The 19,264-nt window shown below is 42.8% G+C and carries 16 protein-coding genes; 6 read left to right on the forward strand and 10 right to left on the reverse strand.

What is annotated here, in order from left to right; translation table 11 throughout:
* Nucleotides 1-42 precede the first annotated feature (42 nt).
* Entirely contained in the window at nucleotides 43-1,260 is a 1,218-nt protein-coding gene (locus ACLOAU_RS12605) for a trans-sulfuration enzyme family protein (RefSeq protein ID WP_427862228.1), read from the reverse strand.
* A gap of 153 nt (nucleotides 1,261-1,413) precedes the next feature.
* Between ACLOAU_RS12605 and ACLOAU_RS12610 the strand changes: the two genes are divergently transcribed.
* The 5 genes from ACLOAU_RS12610 (at nucleotide 1,414) to ACLOAU_RS12630 (ending at nucleotide 6,551) form a co-directional block, all read left to right on the forward strand.
* Entirely contained in the window at nucleotides 1,414-2,178 is a 765-nt protein-coding gene (locus ACLOAU_RS12610; protein ID WP_427862229.1) for a sensor histidine kinase, read from the forward strand.
* Nucleotides 2,144-2,863, forward strand: a complete 720-nt coding sequence (locus ACLOAU_RS12615) for a LytR/AlgR family response regulator transcription factor (protein WP_427862230.1) — start codon at nucleotides 2,144-2,146, stop codon at nucleotides 2,861-2,863. Before ACLOAU_RS12610 ends, ACLOAU_RS12615 begins: the two co-directional genes overlap by 35 nt.
* A 160-nt stretch (nucleotides 2,864-3,023) precedes the next feature.
* Nucleotides 3,024-5,303, forward strand: coding sequence for a cation:proton antiporter (locus ACLOAU_RS12620; RefSeq protein ID WP_427862231.1), 2,280 nt, complete (start codon nucleotides 3,024-3,026; stop codon nucleotides 5,301-5,303).
* Nucleotides 5,304-5,343: 40 nt separating this feature from the next.
* Nucleotides 5,344-5,781: a SufE family protein gene (locus tag ACLOAU_RS12625; RefSeq protein WP_427862232.1), complete on the forward strand. Its 438-nt coding sequence runs from the start codon at nucleotides 5,344-5,346 to the stop codon at nucleotides 5,779-5,781.
* 278 nt (nucleotides 5,782-6,059) lie between these two features.
* Nucleotides 6,060-6,551, forward strand: a complete 492-nt coding sequence (locus tag ACLOAU_RS12630) for a hypothetical protein (protein WP_427862233.1) — start codon at nucleotides 6,060-6,062, stop codon at nucleotides 6,549-6,551.
* A gap of 76 nt (nucleotides 6,552-6,627) precedes the next feature.
* On the opposite strand, the gene ACLOAU_RS12635 is transcribed toward ACLOAU_RS12630, so the two are convergent.
* From ACLOAU_RS12635 to ACLOAU_RS12675, 9 genes are all read right to left on the reverse strand, one after another.
* On the reverse strand, nucleotides 6,628-7,335 hold the full coding sequence (locus tag ACLOAU_RS12635) for a sulfite exporter TauE/SafE family protein (protein WP_427862234.1): 708 nt from the start codon (nucleotides 7,333-7,335) through the stop codon (nucleotides 6,628-6,630).
* Nucleotides 7,335-7,772: a FixH family protein gene (locus ACLOAU_RS12640; protein ID WP_427862235.1), complete on the reverse strand. Its 438-nt coding sequence runs from the start codon at nucleotides 7,770-7,772 to the stop codon at nucleotides 7,335-7,337. The genes ACLOAU_RS12635 and ACLOAU_RS12640 overlap by 1 nt, the downstream gene beginning before the upstream one ends.
* A gap of 18 nt (nucleotides 7,773-7,790) precedes the next feature.
* Nucleotides 7,791-9,212 carry a cytochrome c oxidase accessory protein CcoG gene (ccoG, locus tag ACLOAU_RS12645; protein ID WP_427862236.1) on the reverse strand — a complete coding sequence of 474 codons (1,422 nt, stop codon included), beginning with the start codon at nucleotides 9,210-9,212 and terminating at the stop codon, nucleotides 7,791-7,793.
* Nucleotides 9,213-9,227: 15 nt separating this feature from the next.
* Nucleotides 9,228-10,391, reverse strand: a complete 1,164-nt coding sequence (locus tag ACLOAU_RS12650) for a cbb3-type cytochrome c oxidase N-terminal domain-containing protein (RefSeq protein ID WP_427862237.1) — start codon at nucleotides 10,389-10,391, stop codon at nucleotides 9,228-9,230.
* A gap of 11 nt (nucleotides 10,392-10,402) precedes the next feature.
* Entirely contained in the window at nucleotides 10,403-10,567 is a 165-nt protein-coding gene (locus tag ACLOAU_RS12655; RefSeq protein ID WP_427862238.1) for a CcoQ/FixQ family Cbb3-type cytochrome c oxidase assembly chaperone, read from the reverse strand.
* 61 nt (nucleotides 10,568-10,628) lie between these two features.
* A complete protein-coding gene (ccoN, locus tag ACLOAU_RS12660) occupies nucleotides 10,629-12,752 on the reverse strand; it encodes a cytochrome-c oxidase, cbb3-type subunit I (RefSeq protein ID WP_427862239.1) in 2,124 nt (707 codons plus the stop codon).
* Nucleotides 12,753-12,761: 9 nt separating this feature from the next.
* The gene (gene ccoS, locus ACLOAU_RS12665; RefSeq protein WP_240852533.1) at nucleotides 12,762-12,917 is read right to left on the reverse strand and encodes a cbb3-type cytochrome oxidase assembly protein CcoS; all 156 of its coding nucleotides are present in this window, start codon (nucleotides 12,915-12,917) and stop codon (nucleotides 12,762-12,764) included.
* Between the two features lie 75 nt (nucleotides 12,918-12,992).
* Nucleotides 12,993-15,392: a heavy metal translocating P-type ATPase gene (locus ACLOAU_RS12670; RefSeq protein WP_427862240.1), complete on the reverse strand. Its 2,400-nt coding sequence runs from the start codon at nucleotides 15,390-15,392 to the stop codon at nucleotides 12,993-12,995.
* A 186-nt stretch (nucleotides 15,393-15,578) separates the two neighbouring features.
* Entirely contained in the window at nucleotides 15,579-17,168 is a 1,590-nt protein-coding gene (locus ACLOAU_RS12675) for a C1 family peptidase (protein WP_427862241.1), read from the reverse strand.
* A gap of 187 nt (nucleotides 17,169-17,355) precedes the next feature.
* Here ACLOAU_RS12675 and yidC point away from each other — a divergent pair, with 187 nt between their 5' ends.
* Nucleotides 17,356-19,200 carry a membrane protein insertase YidC gene (gene yidC, locus ACLOAU_RS12680; protein WP_427862242.1) on the forward strand — a complete coding sequence of 615 codons (1,845 nt, stop codon included), beginning with the start codon at nucleotides 17,356-17,358 and terminating at the stop codon, nucleotides 19,198-19,200.
* The last annotated feature ends 64 nt before the right edge of the window (nucleotides 19,201-19,264 follow it).

The following is a 19,264-nucleotide window of genomic DNA, read 5'->3' on the forward strand; positions in this document are numbered from 1 at the left end:
GTTTTGTTACTTTGTGCATAGGTGAAAAGGAGCACAGCCTGTTTAGTTAAGGGCCTGCTCCAGATCAGCGATCAGGTCCGCTATGTCTTCCAATCCTATGCTTGCCCTGATGAGCCCGTCTGTAATACCGGCCTTTATTCTCTGTTCCTGGGCTACTCCAGCATGCGACATCGAGGCCGGATGGGATATAAGGCTGTCCGTTGTACCCAACGATACGGCTCTTACAAAAATCTGAAGCCGGTCAATGAAACGTACTGCGCCTTCAAATCCTCCTCTTAATTCAAAGCTCAAAACCGCTCCGGCGTGTCGCATTTGAGATTGGGACAGTTGATAATCGGGATGTGTTTCCAGTCCGTTATAATTTACTTTTGAAACCGCCGGATGTTGCAGTAGGAATCGTGCTACTGCATCTGCATTGCTGCAGTGCTTGTCCATGCGGGTGGCCAGTGTTTTTACACCTTGTAATAGAAGAAATGCATCAAAAGGATTCGCATTTACGCCCAGTAGTTTATAAGTAGGGTATACCTTCTTAAAGCTTTGCTGATCTTTACCGATAATAACGCCACCTATCGCCGTTCCATGACCGTTTAAAAATTTGGTAGTGGAGTGGAAAATAAGATCAGCACCCAGTTTAAAAGGCTGTTGCAGATAAGGTGTTGCAAAAGTATTATCTACCGTTACCAGTACACCAAACTTCCTGGCCAATGTGCTGACGGCCATAATATCGATGCATTGCATACCCGGATTGGCTGGTGTTTCAAGGTGTATCAGCTTAACGGAAGGTATCTGCAGCAAACTTGCTTCCAGCAATTCTGTATTGCCCAGGTCCAGTGAGATGCATGTAACGCCAAATCGGGGTAATACGCTGCTGAAAAATTCCTGTGTTCCTCCATATAAAGATTGACTGCATAAAATAGTGTCGCCTGCTGCAACATTCGCCAGGATCATGGTAGACATGGCTGCCTGCCCCGAAGCTGTCAGTAAGCCCCATGCTTGAATGGGATTGCCATTTTCGTCGGTTACGCCAAATGCTTCCAGGTCGGCAATCAGCTGTGCAGCAGTATGCGTTGTAGGATTACCAAATCTTGAATAAGTATACCCCTTTTCTTCGCCCGAGAATCGCGCCATGCCTTGTGCGGCACTATCAAATGTAAAGGATGAGGTAGCAAAGATGGGCATTACATGAGCATGCTCGGGTAAGGAGTTTCCGCATGCATGAATAGCGGCGGTAGCTAACCCTTTAATATTTTTATCAGTCATAATAGTAACGGTTAAGCGTGGTAATGCCTGCTAAGTAAGTACATATTTTTCGTTTGGCAGCAAATGAACTATACTTTCTGATATAATCATTTTCGGCTTCTGACACAGTTAGCAGCAAAATAAATAACTTTGGCTGCAACGTTCTTTAATTCAATGTTGAACAGTCAGACATCCTATATTTTGTGGATTGCAGCAATCATTGTTGTCCTGCTTCTTGGTATAATTGTATACCTGGTGGTAAAGTTGACCAAATCAGATAAACAGAAAAATGATATCGAAGCTCGTTTTCAGGAGGTTGAAAGCCAGGTGAACTCTTTGCAGCTGGAGACATTAGAGTCCCGGCTTAATCCCCATTTGTTTAAGAATATCCTCAACTCGATACAATCACATGCGTATCAGACCTATTTCGCCCTTGATAAGCTGGGAAACGTGCTGGATTATATTTTGTATGAAAGCCGCAAGAAACTGGTGACACCCAAAGAAGAGATAGAATTTGCATTGAGCCTGATAGAGATCAATAAGATAAAGATCAGTCCGTTGTTTGAGCTGAACGTAAAAGCCAGGATCAACGAATCGGAACCCCTCTATAAACAAAGAATACTGGCACCTTTAATTTCCATTGACCTGATAGAGAATGCTTTTAAACACGCTGATCTGCAAAGTCCCGATGCATTTATTTCCATTATTTTTGAATTTCGCGACGATCATTTTTACCTGACTGTTTCTAACAAAATGTCTTCCAAAAAGCCCATCGAAAAAGAAAAGGGGGGTATTGGTGTGATGACGCTTGAAAATCGCCTGCGTATCATTTATAAGAATCATTTTAAGCTGGAAAAGTTTATTGAAGGAGATGTTTATATTGCACACTTAAAAATTAATCTCCTTGAACACAAAGCTCAAATGCTTACTGCTAGATGATGAGATTCCCGGTCTTACCTACCTGAAAATGCTTTGTGAGCAATTGCAGGACCTGGAAGTGGTGAAAGCGTTTAATAGTCCTTCTTATTTTTTAGAAGAAGTGCCTAAGCTCGATTTTGATTTTTGTATTCTGGATATTGAAATGCCTGAAATGAATGGTTTACAGGTAGCTACCCTGTTGAAGGGGAAGCCGGTTGTTTTTACAACCGCTTATAAAGAATACGCTGCAGAGGCCTTCGATCTGGATGCTGTAGACTATGTAAGAAAGCCGGTAAAAAAAGAGCGGCTGCAGCAGGCTGTGGATAAGGTAAAGCACAGGCTGGAAAGTAAAAACCAGGGCGCGCGTTTTGTGCAACTCAATACCGATAGAGGAAAGGCATTGATCTATTTTGATCAGTTGCTTTATATAAAAGCCGCCGAAGTGGATAGCAGGGATAAGGCCGCTTTACTGGCAGATCTGAGCTCGGTAACACTTAAAAATATATCCTTCGAAAAGCTGCAGGAATTGCTGCCGAAAGAGGATTTTGTGCGCGTCAACAAAAAGGAAATGATAGCCCTGAAGACGGTTCAGGCATTTTTGTCTGATGAAATAACAACCAGGATTACTATGTCTTCAGGGGCTTTATTAAAAGTGGTGCTAAGCGATGCTTATCGTAAAGAGTTTATCCAACGGGTCAACCTCTAAAACTTGTTACAATTTTTCACCTTTTCATTACATATTTGGCATTTTAGTTCCTCTTTTCCTTTTTTTATTTTCGGATACGCCTCACTTTCGTAACCAGGTAAAATGAGTGAAGTTGGATTCTTGTTAAAAACGAAATTCAAACAACACATTCTGTTTTAAGATGGGCAAATTAAAAAATACGATCTTTTATATTTTCACCGTTGGTGGGTTTTCTTTGCTTATTTATTGGATGGTAAGGATGGGCGGAAAACTGGAAGGCGGTCGACAGGTCGTTAAGCCCGGTTCTTTTAAAGGGCAATGGGGTGAATTTATGGATACGGTGTCCCATAACCTGCAACACCCCTTGGCGCTATTACTGGCCCAGATCATTACTATCATTCTCGCCGCAAAATTATTCGGCTGGATTTGCCGGAAAATAGGACAGCCGACTGTTGTGGGCGAGATGATCGCCGGTATTTTATTGGGACCTTCTCTGCTGGGAATGTATCTTCCGGAGTTTTCCAATATGTTGTTTCCTAAACAATCGCTCGGTAACCTGCAATTCCTGAGCCAGATAGGACTGATCCTGTTTATGTTTATTGTGGGAATGGAGCTGGACCTGAAGATGCTAAGAAAACAGACTCACGATGCTGTTGTGATCAGTCATGCCAGTATTATAGTACCTTTTGCTTTAGGTATAGGGCTGGCTTATTTCATCTATGAATCTTTTGCGCCCGGGGGCGTACAGTTTCTTTCATTTGGGCTATTTATGGGAATCGCAATGAGCATTACAGCATTTCCGGTATTGGCAAGGATCGTACAGGAGCGGGGGATCACTAAAACCAGGTTGGGAGCTATAGTGATTACCTGTGCCGCCGCCGATGATATTACGGCCTGGTGTATCCTGGCTGCCGTTATTGCTATCGTAAAAGCCGGGTCTTTTACCAGCTCTCTTTATATAATGGCACTGGCGCTGGTGTATGTAATCGTAATGATTAAAGTGGTGCGCCCTTTTCTATTGCGTATTGGCAATATTTACACCTCAAAACAAACATTGACCAAACCAATTGTTACCATATTTTTTCTGACCCTCATCGTATCTGCTTATGCAGCCGAAGTGATAGGCATTCATGCATTGTTCGGCGCTTTTATGGCTGGCGCCATTATGCCGGATAATATTAAATTTCGCAATCTCTTTATCGAAAAAATAGAGGACGTGGCCTTAATTATATTATTGCCATTATTCTTTGTTTTTACGGGCCTGAGAACCCAGATAGGCTTGTTGAGTGATCCTGCATTATGGAGGCTGACGGCATTGATCATTGTTATAGCGGTTGCCGGTAAGTTTCTGGGCAGTGCACTGGCAGCCAGATTTGTTGGTCAAAGCTGGAAGGACAGTCTTTCTATAGGCGCCCTCATGAATACACGGGGATTGATGGAGCTGGTGGTATTAAATATCGGATATGATCTGGGCGTACTAACGCCACAGGTTTTCTCTATGATGGTATTGATGGCCCTTATAACCACCTTTATGACCGGCCCGGCCCTTGATTTGATTAATTGGGCGTTTAGATCCAGGCCCCAGGCATCGGGGCATGAATTTAAAGAGATGAGTAGGTACAAAATATTACTCTCCTTCGATAAGCCTAAGACGGGGCTAAGCCTGCTGAAATTGGCCAATGCTTTTACCAATAAAATGAACGGTAATGCATCGCTGACAGCCGTGCATTTTTCTTCCACTAACAAATTACATTTTCATGATGTAGAAGAATATGAAAAGGAAGTTTTTCGCCCTGTATTAGAAGCGTCTGCAAGTATGAACCGACAACTGGAAACAGTTTTCAAAGAGTCTGCCGATCTGGATAACGAAATTACGGTTGCTGCAAATAAAGGGAACTACGACCTGTTATTGATCAGTCTCAAAGAGTCGATTTATGAAGGAAGCCTGTTAGGCCGGTTATTAGGATTTACAACCCGGATCATCAACCCTGAAAAGCTGTTGAATACCGTTACGGGAAAGGAAAATATTTTTGAGACATCCCCTTTTGACGAACATACCCGCCAGATCATTTCTAAATCGCAGGTGCCTGTGGGCATTTTGATAGATAAAGGGTTTTCGGATTTTGACCAGGTATTTATACCTCTCCTGGAAGAAGGTGATCTTTTCCTGATCGACTATGCCCAGAAATTGATTCATAATGCCGGGGCTCAGGTAATTATAGCAGATACCTCCAATATTTTAAAAGTAAACGATGCCGCAAGAGAGCGTATCCGGTTTATTGAGCAAAAAGCCCCGAATCATATCGCCTTGAACAGTAGTGATGCTATAGGGCCCGAAAGTTTCAGCGGGCGTAACCTGATGCTGATCAGTATTAATAGCTGGAGAACATTGATAGAATCAAAAAGCGCCTGGCTTTCGGATATACCATCCACATTGGTGATTTCTAGCAGGCCCGACTAAAAGAAATATATTTATCTGTTAACATTTTAAAGCTCTTATTATGGATTTAAACAAAGTACAGGATACAATTATAGAGGAGTTTGAATTAATGATTGACCAAGTTAAAAGCAAGTTCAAATACCTCCGGCATTTTGCTGACATGGGTGCCAAACCAGCTTTGTATGTTATTGAAAGAACCAACGAAAAGCTGATCAGGCTTACCAAATCACGTATCTGGCTCGACGCTGAATACCTCGATGGAAAAGTGTACTATTATGGTGATAGCGATAGTAAAATCATCAGGGGGATACTGGCGCTTTACATCAGGGTTTTCTCGGGAAGAACACCCCAGGAAATTATCAACTCCGATGTATATTTTGCTAATGAAATAAGTCTTCACAGCAATTTATCTGCAGAAAGGCGAAGTGATGTTTCATCTGTTTTGCAACGGATCAGGGCGGTTGCCGCCGGGTATAAGCTGAAGAGTTTAAATGCTTAGATTCAGGTACCAGTATTTTCCAATTGGCTGGCTGTAAAGAAATGTTAAGGCCTCTAACCTTCACCTGTTATTTATTGCAACCGCTTTACTCAAATCCGAAGCAGGATAGAGGAAAGGAGTGAGGGGTTTGTAAAACAACAGGATACAGGACAGTTTAACCCGAAATTAATCGGGATAGGAAAAAAATATATATAATATTTACAACCCTTGCGTTCTATATATCGTCAAAAAACTAAATTTGGCATCGCAATTGCATTTTTATGTTTAAAATGATTTATATGACTATTACAAAAAACCTTACAGCCCTACTAGTAGCCACCGTTATTTTCCTTGTATCCTGCTCTTCCAGTAAGAATGCGCCGATAGCGCCAAGAAAGGATTTTAAAGGCAACTGGACCATCACATCTGCGCGATTGCAGGGGGCTGACGGAAAAGTAAATGTTACCGCTTTTGATGACGCCGCTTTAAAATGTTTTGAAGGCAGCGAATGGGTATTGCCTAATAACGGCTACGGTTCTTATACCATTAATGGTGGCGCTGATTGCCCGGGCGGAGCAAGACAAATCATTTGGTCGCAACGTGTAAATGGAGGCACAACTACGTTTAACTTCAAAAAAATGGATGGGGTGAAGAAAAGCGATTCTAAACATGTTCAGGAAGGGTATTCATTAGAAGTTACTTCTTTTACGGAGAATTCTTTCGTTGCGCAAAGCCCGATACAATTTGAAGGTAAAACTGTTTATATTGTTTATACGTTTGAAAAAAGATAATTATTGATTTAACATTGTCAGGCACAAAGCCGCTTCTTCAGGGAGCGGCTTTGTGGTGTTAAAGAATTACCAGGTTTTAGTGAGAAGGTGAACAATGGCTTGTAACTACTGGCGCCGCGCTGAAAGCCGGACTTACATAGGGTATGCCCAGGTTAAGCCCCCGCAGGATCATTAAAATAGCTACGAAACCAATAAAATAAGGCACTGCTTTTTTCATAGCTGTTCTGAGTGAAAATGAAATCATATGACCGGTAATCATCAGAACCAGCATTAACGGGATAGTACCCAATCCGAAAGAGGCCATAAAGATTCCCGATTGTAAAGGCCCCCCGATAATTAACGCCGAGGCGGTGGCCATATAAACCAGTCCGCAAGGTAATAGCCCGTTCAACAATCCAAAAATAAATAGACCCTGCATAGTGTTTTTTCTTGTTAAAAATCTGGCTATATATTTTTTGAAACGAGCCTGGAATGCAGGGAACAACCCGATGTGAGGTATGTATTTGCCTAGTAATAATAACACGAGTATTAGTATTCCAGCCGCTATGGAAAACAGTTGCTGATAGCCCACTACAGCCAGCCTGGATCCGGTCCAGCCCAATATGGCGCCCATAGAAAAGTAAGTAATGGTGCGTCCGGTGTTGTAGGCCAGGGCCGAAAAAAAGCGATTTACGCTTTTGGCGCTGTTAAGTGGGAGCGCCAATGCCAACGGGCCACACATGCCAATACAATGCAGGCTACCTGCGAGTCCCATTGTTAAACCCATTATGATCGCTTCAGTCACTACTGTATATTGAAATTTTGTTCGTGGTAGTAAGGTTTTCCATCATTGCTCCACTCTACACGTATCTTATAGAAACCCCTGGCTATGTAACTGAGAGGTACCTGGTAAAGATCAGCTTTGCTGTCGCTCATAGGTATGAACTTGTCATCTTTTGAATTAGACAACTTCATGAATTGTATAGATCCCGAGTCTAGCCTGGCTACTGTAGATGGTGGAAGTGCTATTTTTATAACACCACCATCATTTTTGATGCTGACAGAATCATCCAGCGAAAGGAGGTTTTTCTTGCCATCGATAACCTGCTGGTATTTCATTTCCCGCTCATAATAATTGGCATCCACTACCTCGTTGGTTTGGCGCATGGATATGTAAACCATAGATATGATTCCTGCAACGAATACGACCAGAATGATAATGACCCTGTTTCCCCAGTTCATGTTTTTTAAGTTTTTAAATTAAATAAAAGGTCCCAGGAAGGTAGAAGTGATGGTCTGTATCTTTTCCCCGTCACCATATACGCTGATCCTGATTTTGGACGACCGCGCTTTTATCTTGTTTACCGGAACCACTATAAAAAATGTTGCATTACTTAAACTTTCAGCTTTTAAAGTATGATGCTTTGTATCTATCATTTTAATGGTGCCGGGAATATCTCCCTCAACCCTCAACTCATATTGCACGTCGTTATGCGTTTTATTGATGATTTTGGCCTGGAACAAATTGGAGAGAGAATCTTTTCCTATTTCCTGGTATAGCTGGCCTTTTACTCTTGATATCGATGTATCGATACTCTTTCTTGATAACAGCAAAAACGACATCAGGCCCACTAAAACCAGCAGCAGCGCTGAATAGAACCTGATCCTCCCGTTAATGCGAAAAGGTTGTTTTTGAGAGATCTGGTTCTCTGAAGCCATACGTATCAATCCTAAAGGGCGGTTGATTTTATCCATTACAGCGTTGCAGGCATCAAGGCAGGCGGTACAACCCACGCATTCCATTTGCACACCGTTTCGTATATCAATACCAGTAGGACATACGTTTACACATAATTTACAATCAATGCAATCGCCCAGTTGCTGGTCCATGCCTTTTTTGATCTTTCCTCTTGGTTCACCGCGGTTATAGTCATAAGATACCTGCATAGTGTCTTTATCAAAGAGCACACTTTGTAACCGGCCGTAAGGACAAATAGTAGTACAAACAATATCTCTTACAAAGGCAAAAACAAAATAAAAGAGGCTCGTAAAAAAGAGAAGACCTGCGAATAAGCCGGCATTTTCTGAGATGGGATGTTTGATCAGGTTCAATACTTCTTTCACGCCCAGTATGTACGAAAGAAACGTGTGCGCAATTAAAAGAGAAATGAACAGGAAGATAAAATGTTTGAGCGTTTTTTTAATAAATTTCTCTTTTCCCCATGGGCCTTCGTTGAGCTTTTTCTGTTGGCCGGGAGGTCCTTCTATCCACCATTCTATTTTCCGGAATACAAATTCCATAAAAACGGTTTGCGGACAGATCCACCCGCAAAACACCCGGCCATAGATCACCGTAAACAGTGCAATGAAAACTATAAATGCGATCATTGCTATTGCGAATATGAAGAAATCATCCGGCCAAAAAATTTTACCAAAGAGAATGAACTTCGCCTCTGTGAAATTTAATTGTATAGCGGGCAAACCACTTATTTTGATGAAGGGAAGTGCGAAAAACAAACCGAGATAAAAAAAAGAAAGGTAATTACGGTATTGGTATAGTTTACCTTTAGGCTTTAAAGCGTAGATCCATTTGCGTTTGCCTTTATCGGTTACATTGCTATGCCTGTCCCGAAAACTGTCGCTTACTTTTTGCGGCCCAATATCATCTATACTTGTTTCCATGTTCTTTATATCGGCTTACAATTTGGCCGTTTGTGTAGTATCTGCTTTTGCCTGTTCGGCATTTTCTGTTTTGGGTGTTTCTTTATATAACTCGCCTTGCGGTTCTTTGGCACCCGCTGGTTTACTACCATGTGTAGATTTGATATAGCTGGCTAATTGCGCAATTTGTTCAGCTGAAAACACATCTTTCCAGCTCATCATTCCTTTTTCTACAACACCTAATTTGATCGTTTTAAAAACGTCTCCAATGCTGCCGCCATGTAACCAATAGTCGTCGGTTAAGTTGGGGCCTACACCGCCCTGGCCGGCATTGCCATGGCAGGCAGAGCAGTTGCTGGTGTATAATGCTTTACCGGCGTCAATACCCGCAGCATCCAGCATGGTTACCGTATTTTCATTAATAGCATCACCTTTTAACTTCATGTACGCTTCCTTTTCAAGATTGGCTTTGGTTACTGCAATTTCATATTCTTCATACTGGTTGGGCCCGGCTTTAGATACATGATAATGCCACAGGTACCCGATACCGAAAATGATAGAAGCAATAAAGGCAATGGTAAACCAGGGTGGCGTTACATTATCCAGCTCCTTGATACCGTCGTAGCTATGACCTACATCAAGCGATGCCTCTTCTTCCATGGGTTTCATCTTGTTGACACGGCTCCACCAGGAGGATGCATCTTTTAGTTTTGTTTTTCGCTCGAACCCTTTTTCTCTTTGGAGCTCCTCAATGCCTGTGAAAAAACGGATCCAGTACACCAGAACAAATATCGTAATGAGCTCCAGTGTTATGATACCAAACAGCAGGAATCTGAATATATGGACATCGGAGAAGCTCCCTGTTACGGGTGCCGCAGCTTCGCTGCCATCCTGGCCAAATGCCTGTAAGGCACCTAAGGAAAGAAATCCTACCAGTAAAGATTTGACAACCTGCCCGGTAGTATTTTTATTGTTTTTTTTCTTTTTGTACAAATCGAGCGAGGCGATTAAGGTATATCCCAGAACACCTATAACCATCGCTAGCAGAGCGATAGCAAATATCAGTACCGAATTGGCATCGAGTGTAAAAGACGGTGAAGCAGGAGCCGCGCTTTGTTCCTGTGCCATCAAAGAAACTGAGTTCGCAAGAAAGAGCAATATGACTAACGTAAATGTTTTTGTTGTTTGTAATTTTTTCATCGCAGTTACTTTTATTGATCATCAAGAGGTATGTTTTCCATTTCTGCTATTGTGTCGCGACTGGCTCTCATTGCATAGATGATCACCAATATAAAAACGGCTGTAAATAGTAGCAATGAAATGACAGGGTAGATACTAACACCGCTTATTTTTTCGAGATAATTAATGAATTTCATTTTTATAATTATTGGAGCAAAGAGTGCAGTGCCGGGGCCTCCCGGCTACTACATTCTTTTGCTATTTGGTAGAAGGTGCTTCGCTTTTGATATCTGTGCCCAATCTTTGCAGGTAGGCGATAAGAGCAATAATCTGCTTGTCGCTCATGATTTTGATCTTTTCCTTTTCCAGCCTCTTAGTGATCTCTTCTGCTTGTTTTTTCAGATCGTTCACGGCGTCGGCTTCGTAGCCATCTTTATAAGGCGCACCCAGCTTACGCATGGCATGAATTTTAGAATTGGTAGCTCCGATATTGATCGTTTTTTCAAATAGCCAGGGATAAGGCGGCATTACAGATCCGGGCGCCATAGACGTAGGATCCAGCATGTGATTGAAATGCCAGCTATCCGGATATTTGCTGCCGATCCGGGCGAGGTCGGGTCCTGTACGTTTGCTACCCCAGAGATGTGGATGATCGTAAACAAACTCTCCTGCTTTGGAGTATTCTCCATAGCGGGCTACCTCATGGCGGAAAGGCCGGATCATTTGCGTGTGACAGTTGTTACAGCCCTCCTGTATGTAGATGTCGCGTCCATGCAACTCAAGTGGCGTATAAGGCTTAACGCTGGTAATGGTAGGTACGTTTTCTTTTACAAGAAAGGTAGGCACCATTTCTACCATCCCTCCAATTGCTACCACTATCAAGCTTAACACTAAAAGCATAACGGGTTTGCGTTCTATTTTGGAATGCCAGTGTGCTTTGACAGGTGCTTTATAGTTCTTTGTCAAAGGAGCAGCACAGGCTTCTTCGCTGGCTATAAATGTTCCTTGTTTAGCTGTTTTGATAAGATTGTATACCATTAAAAACACACCTACCAGGTAAATAGTACCACCAATAGCCCGCAGTGCATAAAAAGGAACCATTTGTTGCACCACATCAATAAACTGGTATTGCAGCTGGCCTTCGGGAGTAAAAGCACTCATCATAAAGTAGCTTCTGAAAGCCGCCCAGTACATGGGTACTGCATATAAGATAATACCTAATGTGCCGATCAAAAAGTGAGTGCCCGCCAGTTTCCTGGAAAAAAGGGTGGTGTTAAACATTTTGGGTATTAGCCAATACATCATACCGAATGTTAAAAAGCCGTTCCAACCCAAGGCTCCAATGTGTACGTGAGCAACAGTCCAGTCGCTATAATGCGAAATAGCATTTACGTTTTTCAATGAAAGCATCGGGCCCTCAAACGTAGCCATACCATAGCAGATCACAGCTACTACAATAAATTTCAAAACAGGGTCTTCACGCACTTTATCCCAGGCGCCTCTTAACGTAAATAACCCGTTCAGCATACCACCCCAGCTGGGCAATAAAAGCATAATTGAAAGCGCGGTGCCTAATGATTGAGCCCACTCCGGTAATGCCGTATATAACAGGTGGTGAGGGCCGGCCCATATATAAATGAAAATCAGGCTCCAGAAGTGTACAATACTTAACCGGTAAGAATAGATGGGGCGATTTGCGGCTTTGGGCAGGAAGTAGTACATCATACCCAGGAATGGCGTGGTAAGGAAAAAGGCCACCGCATTATGTCCGTACCACCATTGCACCAATGCATCCTGTACACCCGCATACCAGGAGTAGCTTTTAAGGCCGGATACGGGCATTTCGAAGGAGTTGACAATATGCAGAAGGGCAACGGTTATCCAGGATCCCAGGTAAAACCAGATGGCCACATACAAATGCCTTTCCCTTCGGGTAAGAATAGTGCCCATCATATTGATACCAAATACTACCCATATAAGCGTAATAGCGATATCAATAGGCCATTCCAGTTCTGCATATTCTTTTGAAGTTGTAAATCCTGCAAGCAGTGTAGCCGCAGCAGCAACGATAATAAGCTGCCAGCCCCAAAAATGAATTTTACTAAGTGCACTGCTCCACATGGGTGTTTTTAGCAGCCTTGGCATAGAGTAATATACAGCCGTAAAAATAGCATTACCTACAAAGGCAAAAATAACCGCATTAGTGTGCACCGGGCGAACACGACCAAAAGTGGTGAATTCTAAACTGAAATTCAAAGCAGGGAAGGCCAGTTGAAAAGCTGCCAGCACTCCTGCCAACATGCCTACCACACCCCAGGTGACGGTAGCAATTGCAAACATCTTAGGAATTTTGTTGTCGTAACTAAATTTTTCTAACTCCATGTGCTTTGGTTATTTGTTTTTTGTATTGTTTTCATCAAATAGTATACGGTTGGGAGGAGCATAGTCGTCTTCATATTGACCATCTTTAATGCTCCATATCAGTGCTGCCAGGAAAACTCCGGCAATCAATAAACTGGCAATAGCTGTAATAACAATGATGCTCATTTGTCACACAAAGGTCACTTTAACAATGCTGGAGAAACTTGATTTGAAACAGACGACTATATGATATATGTCATTTTACAGGCGGAGTAGTTTCCTGCCATACCATTCTGATAGTAGAAATGTAATTAGGATAATGCTAATGGTACTGGCCGGCATTAAGATAGCGGCAATCACGGGCGCTAACAGGCCTTGTAAGGCAAAGTAGAGGCCAATGATGTTATAAAAGATAGATACTGTAAAACTAACCAGTATGATGCGTTTGGCTTTTTGGACAAAAGCCAGGATGCCTGTGAGCTGAGGTAAAGCTGTTCCGCTAATGATGGCATCTGATGCAGGTGTAAAGGAGTTGCTGCCTTCCATAACTGCTATACCTACATCACTTTTCCGAAGCGCTCCTGCATCATTCAAACCGTCACCGGCCATCAGTACTTTTGCGCCGTTGGTCTGTAGTGCGGTAATATAATTGTATTTGTCTTCGGGCGATTGATTAAAATAGATTTCCCTGCTCCCCCCGGTCATTGCGCGGAGCCGGGCGCTTTCAGCACTGTTGTCGCCGCTTAAAATGGATAGCTGGAATTTTTTCCTCAGGTCCTTTAGTAAGGTGGTAAGGCCCGGGCGATATATATTCTCCAGTTCAAATACTCCGGGGATGACACCGTCAATCCACACAAAAACTTTGCTGGTGTTAATGGTGTCAGAATCGATAGCCCCGGGCTGAACAAATATCTTATTACCGATTTTAATATGCCGGTCATTGATCCACCCCTCAATACCTTTCCCCGGAACATTGATGAAGCTATCAACGGGGTGAAGAGTCTTTGTTTTTAAATGATTGTACACTGCCTTGCTCAAGGGGTGCGTAGAATGCCGGCAGAGAGAGGCGGTCAGTTCTTTATCTTCTTCTGTCAGTACTTTCCCGTTATAATTGATACGGAAATTTTTATTGATGGTGATAGTACCCGTTTTGTCTAATACCACATGGGTAATGCCCGACATATCGGTAATCACGTCCGAATTTCTCAGAAAGATCCCCGACCTGCTTAGTATGCGCATTACATTGCCGTTGGTAAAGGTAGATGCAAGGAGTAAGGCACAGGGGCAGGCTACAATTAACGTGGTGGTAAGCGCATTCCACATAGTTGTATAAGCTCCCTGGGTTAGCCAGAATACGGCGCTGGCAAGGGTTAGCGCAAACACAACCAGGGTAAAGTAATTACTGATACGATGAAGATTGCTGTTCGCTGCCGGATCTCTCTTGCCCTCTTTATTCCATAGGTTGGTAAGGTAGCCCTGGTCTGATTTCTTTAACACCATTAGTTCAATGCGTTCTCCCAACTGCTTGCCGCCCGCGTAAATGAGTGAACCGGGCTCTATTGGTTTAGGCAGGCTTTCTCCTGTAACAAAGCTATAGTCGATCAGCGCCTTGCCTTTGGCTAAAACAGCATCAGCAGGTATAATTTCCTGGTCGAATACTTCTATAATATCTTTTTCTTTCAGCTCATGAATCATTATGGGTTCAAAACCATTGGTTCGTTTTACGTTAACGGCAATGGGGAAGAAAGACCTGTAATCCCTGTCGAAAATCAGCGATTGCTGGGTTCGGTCCTGCGCCCATCTACCCACCAGCATAAAGAAAACAATGCCGCTCATACTATCGAAATAGGTGTTGCCATCCAACACCAATAGGTTGTATAGACTCCGGCCAAAAGTGAGCAGGATTGCCAGGGCAATAGAACTGTCTATATTTAAATATCTTGTTTTGATGGAGCTGTAAGCATTGCTGAAAAATTCCCTGGAACAATAAAAGAATACCGGGAGGGAGAGCAGCAGGGCTATATATCGGAATGCCGTTCCGGTTTTCTCCTGCAGGTAATTGGTTACTGAAAAATATTCAGGCAGGCTCAGCATCATAATATTAGCGAAACAGAATCCAGCAATGCTTATTTGAGTTACACGGGAATAGCTAATCTTACGACCCGATTGGGTAGCGCTTAGGCTAAGATAGGGTTCGTATCCTATAGCATTCATCGTTTCCACCACTTCTCTCAGGGTGGTTTTGAGGTTGTCGAAAATGACGAAGACCTCTTTCTTCACAAAGTTGACCCTGGCCGATAAGATGCCGGGTTGAAGTTGATCCAGGTGCTCCAGCAACCAAAGGCAGCTGCTGCAATGTATTTGCGGAACCTGGAAGGTTATATGAGATTGTTGCCCGTCAGAAAAAGATACCAGCCGGCCGGTAATTTCCTCTTTATCCAGGTAAGCAAATTTGTTTTTTCGCCTCTGCTGTAATTGCTGGCTTCCCGGATGAACATTTAAGTCGTAGTACGCACACAGGTTGTTTTCATTGAGAATTTCATACACCAGTTTACATCCCGCGCAACAAAAAGCTTTTTCATCAATTCTAAGATGGGTGTCGTTGCAGGAATCGCCGCAATGGTAACAGGTGGTTGTGATGTGTGCCGTTGTGTTGCTCAAGTATTAACTTTAAATGAACTGCAAAACAACACCTAAACCATATGCAGACTGTTGACTCCAATCATATTAGTAAATGATTGTTGTCAAGTTGAACTTGCTGGTGTTTTAAAAGTGGCGTGGTTTAAATAAAAACGGGTAAGCAAACTGCCTACCCATTTTACACATTCAATATGAAATGACGTAAACTTATTTTTTATCAAACGCTACTATAGTTGCCACCGCCTGGTTGGCATTGGCGTTCACTTTAAAGTAGATTCTTCCGTCAGCTGTAGCTGTCTGGCTGGATGAAGCCAGCGAGTTTTTCAACGCCTCGTTTACCTTGGCTGCAAAATTGCTTTGCGTACTGTTATTAATGGCTTCATTGAGGAGATTGTAATTAAGCTCTTTTTTGCTGGTTACAATGGCCATATAATCCCGGTTACCTACATTATCTGCTTCCAGCGATTGAGATTTAGGAAACAGGCGGTAACCTGTAATGCCACAATAGGGCGAATGTTTGGATAAAGTTTCTCCGGGTTTTAAGTAAGGGAATAGCACATAGCTACTGCCATTGGTTTCCTGCCCGAATATGTAAATATAACACTCAGTAGAGTTTTTTACTTCCATTTTGAAACGGGTACCTGCTGCAATGGGTGCCGCTGTCTGGAAAGTATTATTTCCGGTAGATTTCAGTTTGATATATTGTTTATTGGAATTGTCAACCAGGCCAATATTGCACTCCAGTGGTAAAGATGCCACTGCAGATGATTTAGTGAGCGGATCTATACCATAAGCTTCACGTACATATTCTTTAAAATCTCCGTAACGCACCCATGCAATACCATTATTTCCCCATTGGGGTGTCCAGCTATTCATAATCTGGAACGCACCTCCATATTTCTTGTCGTCATATCCAATCACACACATGGCATGGCCGCCCAGTCCTACCTGCGATTGATCGGCGCCCTGGGGCTGCCAGAGGTCTTTGCCCATCATTCCTTGCATAAAACTTTGTCCCACCATCATTCCAATAACTACAGGGGCATCCTTTGAAAGGTGCTCTTTTACCGCCCGAACACTGATCTGGTTTAAATTGTCACCTTCTGTCAACCGGGTAAAACCATGAATCAGGTTTTGTCTGCCTGCCTGTATAGCGCTGCCATCGGGTGTGCGGCTGCAATCCTGGTCGCTGTAAGGGTATTGGCTAAGTGGTACACCACCGTTAGCTTTCATTGCCTGCATAGCCCGTTGTATATAAGATCCCTGGCAGTCATCTCCCAGTCGTATCTGGTTGTATAAATAAGAGGGACTGAAGGCAATAGCATTGGGGTCTTTCCCGGTTGCTGCTGCGGTTAAAATGGTTTGTGCTGCATAAGCGCTGCTCCAGGCCACACAACTGCCTTGCTCTCCCTGGTCGCCACGGCGCGGCGCAAAACGAAGGAGGGATACCGCTTCGGGTAAAGGGTTTTTGCTGTTGTTATCTTCCAGCCCTTCATAAATAGAGGCCTTGTTGAATTCGTTGGGGTTATAACTGTAACCGCTTTGTGAAAACAGCTGTTGTGCTACCTCGCCAATGTTCAGGTTGCCACAGCCACCACCTCCGCGGCCCATAAAAAACCACAGTGCGGCACCTATTACCAGAAGAAATATGATCTTTTTGCCTCTGAATAAGCTCAACAGTAAGGGTAGTAACGCAAAAAGACCGCCACCTCCGCCAGATCCTGAGCCCCCGCCGCCTCGGTCATTATTGTAATCATTGTCCTGTCCATCCGGATCATCCGTCATTCTTATAGGCATAGTTTAAATTTTTAATAAAAATAGCTGATTCTGTACATCCGTTCATATCCTCAATAAAATATATGTATGTGGCGTTTATCAGCTCCGGGCTCTTATTATCTTTCCAAAAAGCCATTGATCCTGTTTTACAATGCTTATCTTTGCGCCTTCCCGAAGGGGTTCTTCGGACAAAAAATTACAGCTCATAATGAAGTTTGATCGTAATACCGTCATCGGTTTTTCTCTCCTGGCGGTGCTTTTTATCTTTTATTTTGTCTACAATTCAAAACAGCAGACCGCGGCCCGTGCAGAGCAGGCCAGGCAAGACTCCATTGCTAAGGCCATGCAGCCTAAAGTAGATTCAGCAGCCCTACGCCTGAACGCTTTAAAGGCTGATTCCCAGTTAAATATTACCCGGGCAGGAATGTTTCAACAAGCTGCTAATGGACAGGAACAGTTGGTATTTGCAGAAAACAGCGTGTTTAAAGTGGCTTTTACCAATAAAGGTGGGCAACCTAAGTATGTAGAGCTTAAAAACTTTAAAAATTCGGAGACACAGCAACCTGTTAAACTGGCTGCTTCAGATTTTAATAAGATCAGCTACGCAATTAATACTGCAGCTAATCAAAGTTCACAAACCGCCGACTTGTTTTTCAGCAACGGTAGGGTAGAGCAGGGACCTTCAGGTTCTCAATTGGTTAGTTTTGAGCTAAAAGGTGGTGATAGTGCTCAAAGCAACACCTATATTACACACCAGTATATTATTTACCCCGACGCGTATAAAATTGATCTCAATATTTCTTTAACTCAGCCGGCACAGTTGCTTACGCAGGGTAACCTGAACCTTTTATGGCAGTATGAGGCACACCAGCAGGAAGCCGATATCGAGTTTGAGAAACAGAACACTCAGGTAGGTTACATGGAAGATGGTAGCTTCGACTATCATACCATTGGAAAAACTAATATTGTTGAGTTTGGGAAATCTGTAGATTGGGTAGGCGTGAGGCAACGTTTCTTCAACACTTTTTTAATAGCAAAGAATAAGTTTTCAGGCGGAAAAATGGAATGGAGCATGCCTGAAAGTAACAGCCATATTGTTTCTCAGTCTACTGCTAATATGCGTGTGTCTGTAAACCCCGCTGCTACTGCAACTGTACCGTTAAGCCTGTTTTATGGTCCTTCTGACTATAATATCCTGAAAAAAGAAGGTGGCGGATTGAGTAAACTGGTCAACCTGGGCCAGGGTATTTATGCTTTTGTAAGGCCTCTGAACCAGTTTGTGGTGATCCCGATTTTCAATTTCTTCAAAGGCTTTGTATCCAGCTATGGTATTATTATCGCATTATTGACGCTTATTATCAGGCTCCTGATTTCTCCTTTAAACTATAGCAGCTATTTAAGCGGCGCCAAGATGAAGGCATTAAGGCCGGAAATAGCTAAACTAAAGGAAAAACATGGCGACGATCAGCAGGCGATGAGTATGGATCAAATGAAATTATTCAGGGAAGCGGGTGTAAATCCTTTAGGAGGTTGTATTCCTGCTTTATTGCAAATTCCTATCTTCTTTGCCTTGTATAGCTTTTTCAGCGCCAATGTGGATTTGAGGGGAGTGGATTTCTTATGGACCAAGGATCTTTCAGCGTATGATGCGCCAATTAAATTTGGATTCAATATTCCGTTGTTAGGAGACCATTTGAGTTTATTTACCATTGCAGCCGTGGTAACCAGCTTGTTAATTTCGTTATACAGCATGAGCATGACGCCGGATCAGAATAATCCGATGATGAAGTACATGCCTTATATCATGCCAATATTCCTGTTGTTTATCTTTAATAAGCTTCCATCGGCACTTACCTGGTACTATACTGTATCGAATATCATTACACTGGTGCTGCAGTTTATTATCCAGAATTACATTATCGATCATGATAAGATCCTGGCAAAAATCGAGGCCAATCGCAAAAAACCGAAAGGAAAGTCTAAATGGCAGGAACGCCTGGAGCAAATGCAGGAACAGCAAAAGCAAATGCAACAACGACAAAATAAGAAATAATTAATAGCAGTAAAATCCGGGTTATTTGTAACCCGGATTTTTTTTAAGCAACTTATTGTTTATC

The sequence above is a fragment of the Paraniabella aurantiaca genome (genome assembly GCF_050309965.1).
Taxonomy (GTDB): Bacteria; Bacteroidota; Bacteroidia; order Chitinophagales; family Chitinophagaceae; genus Niabella.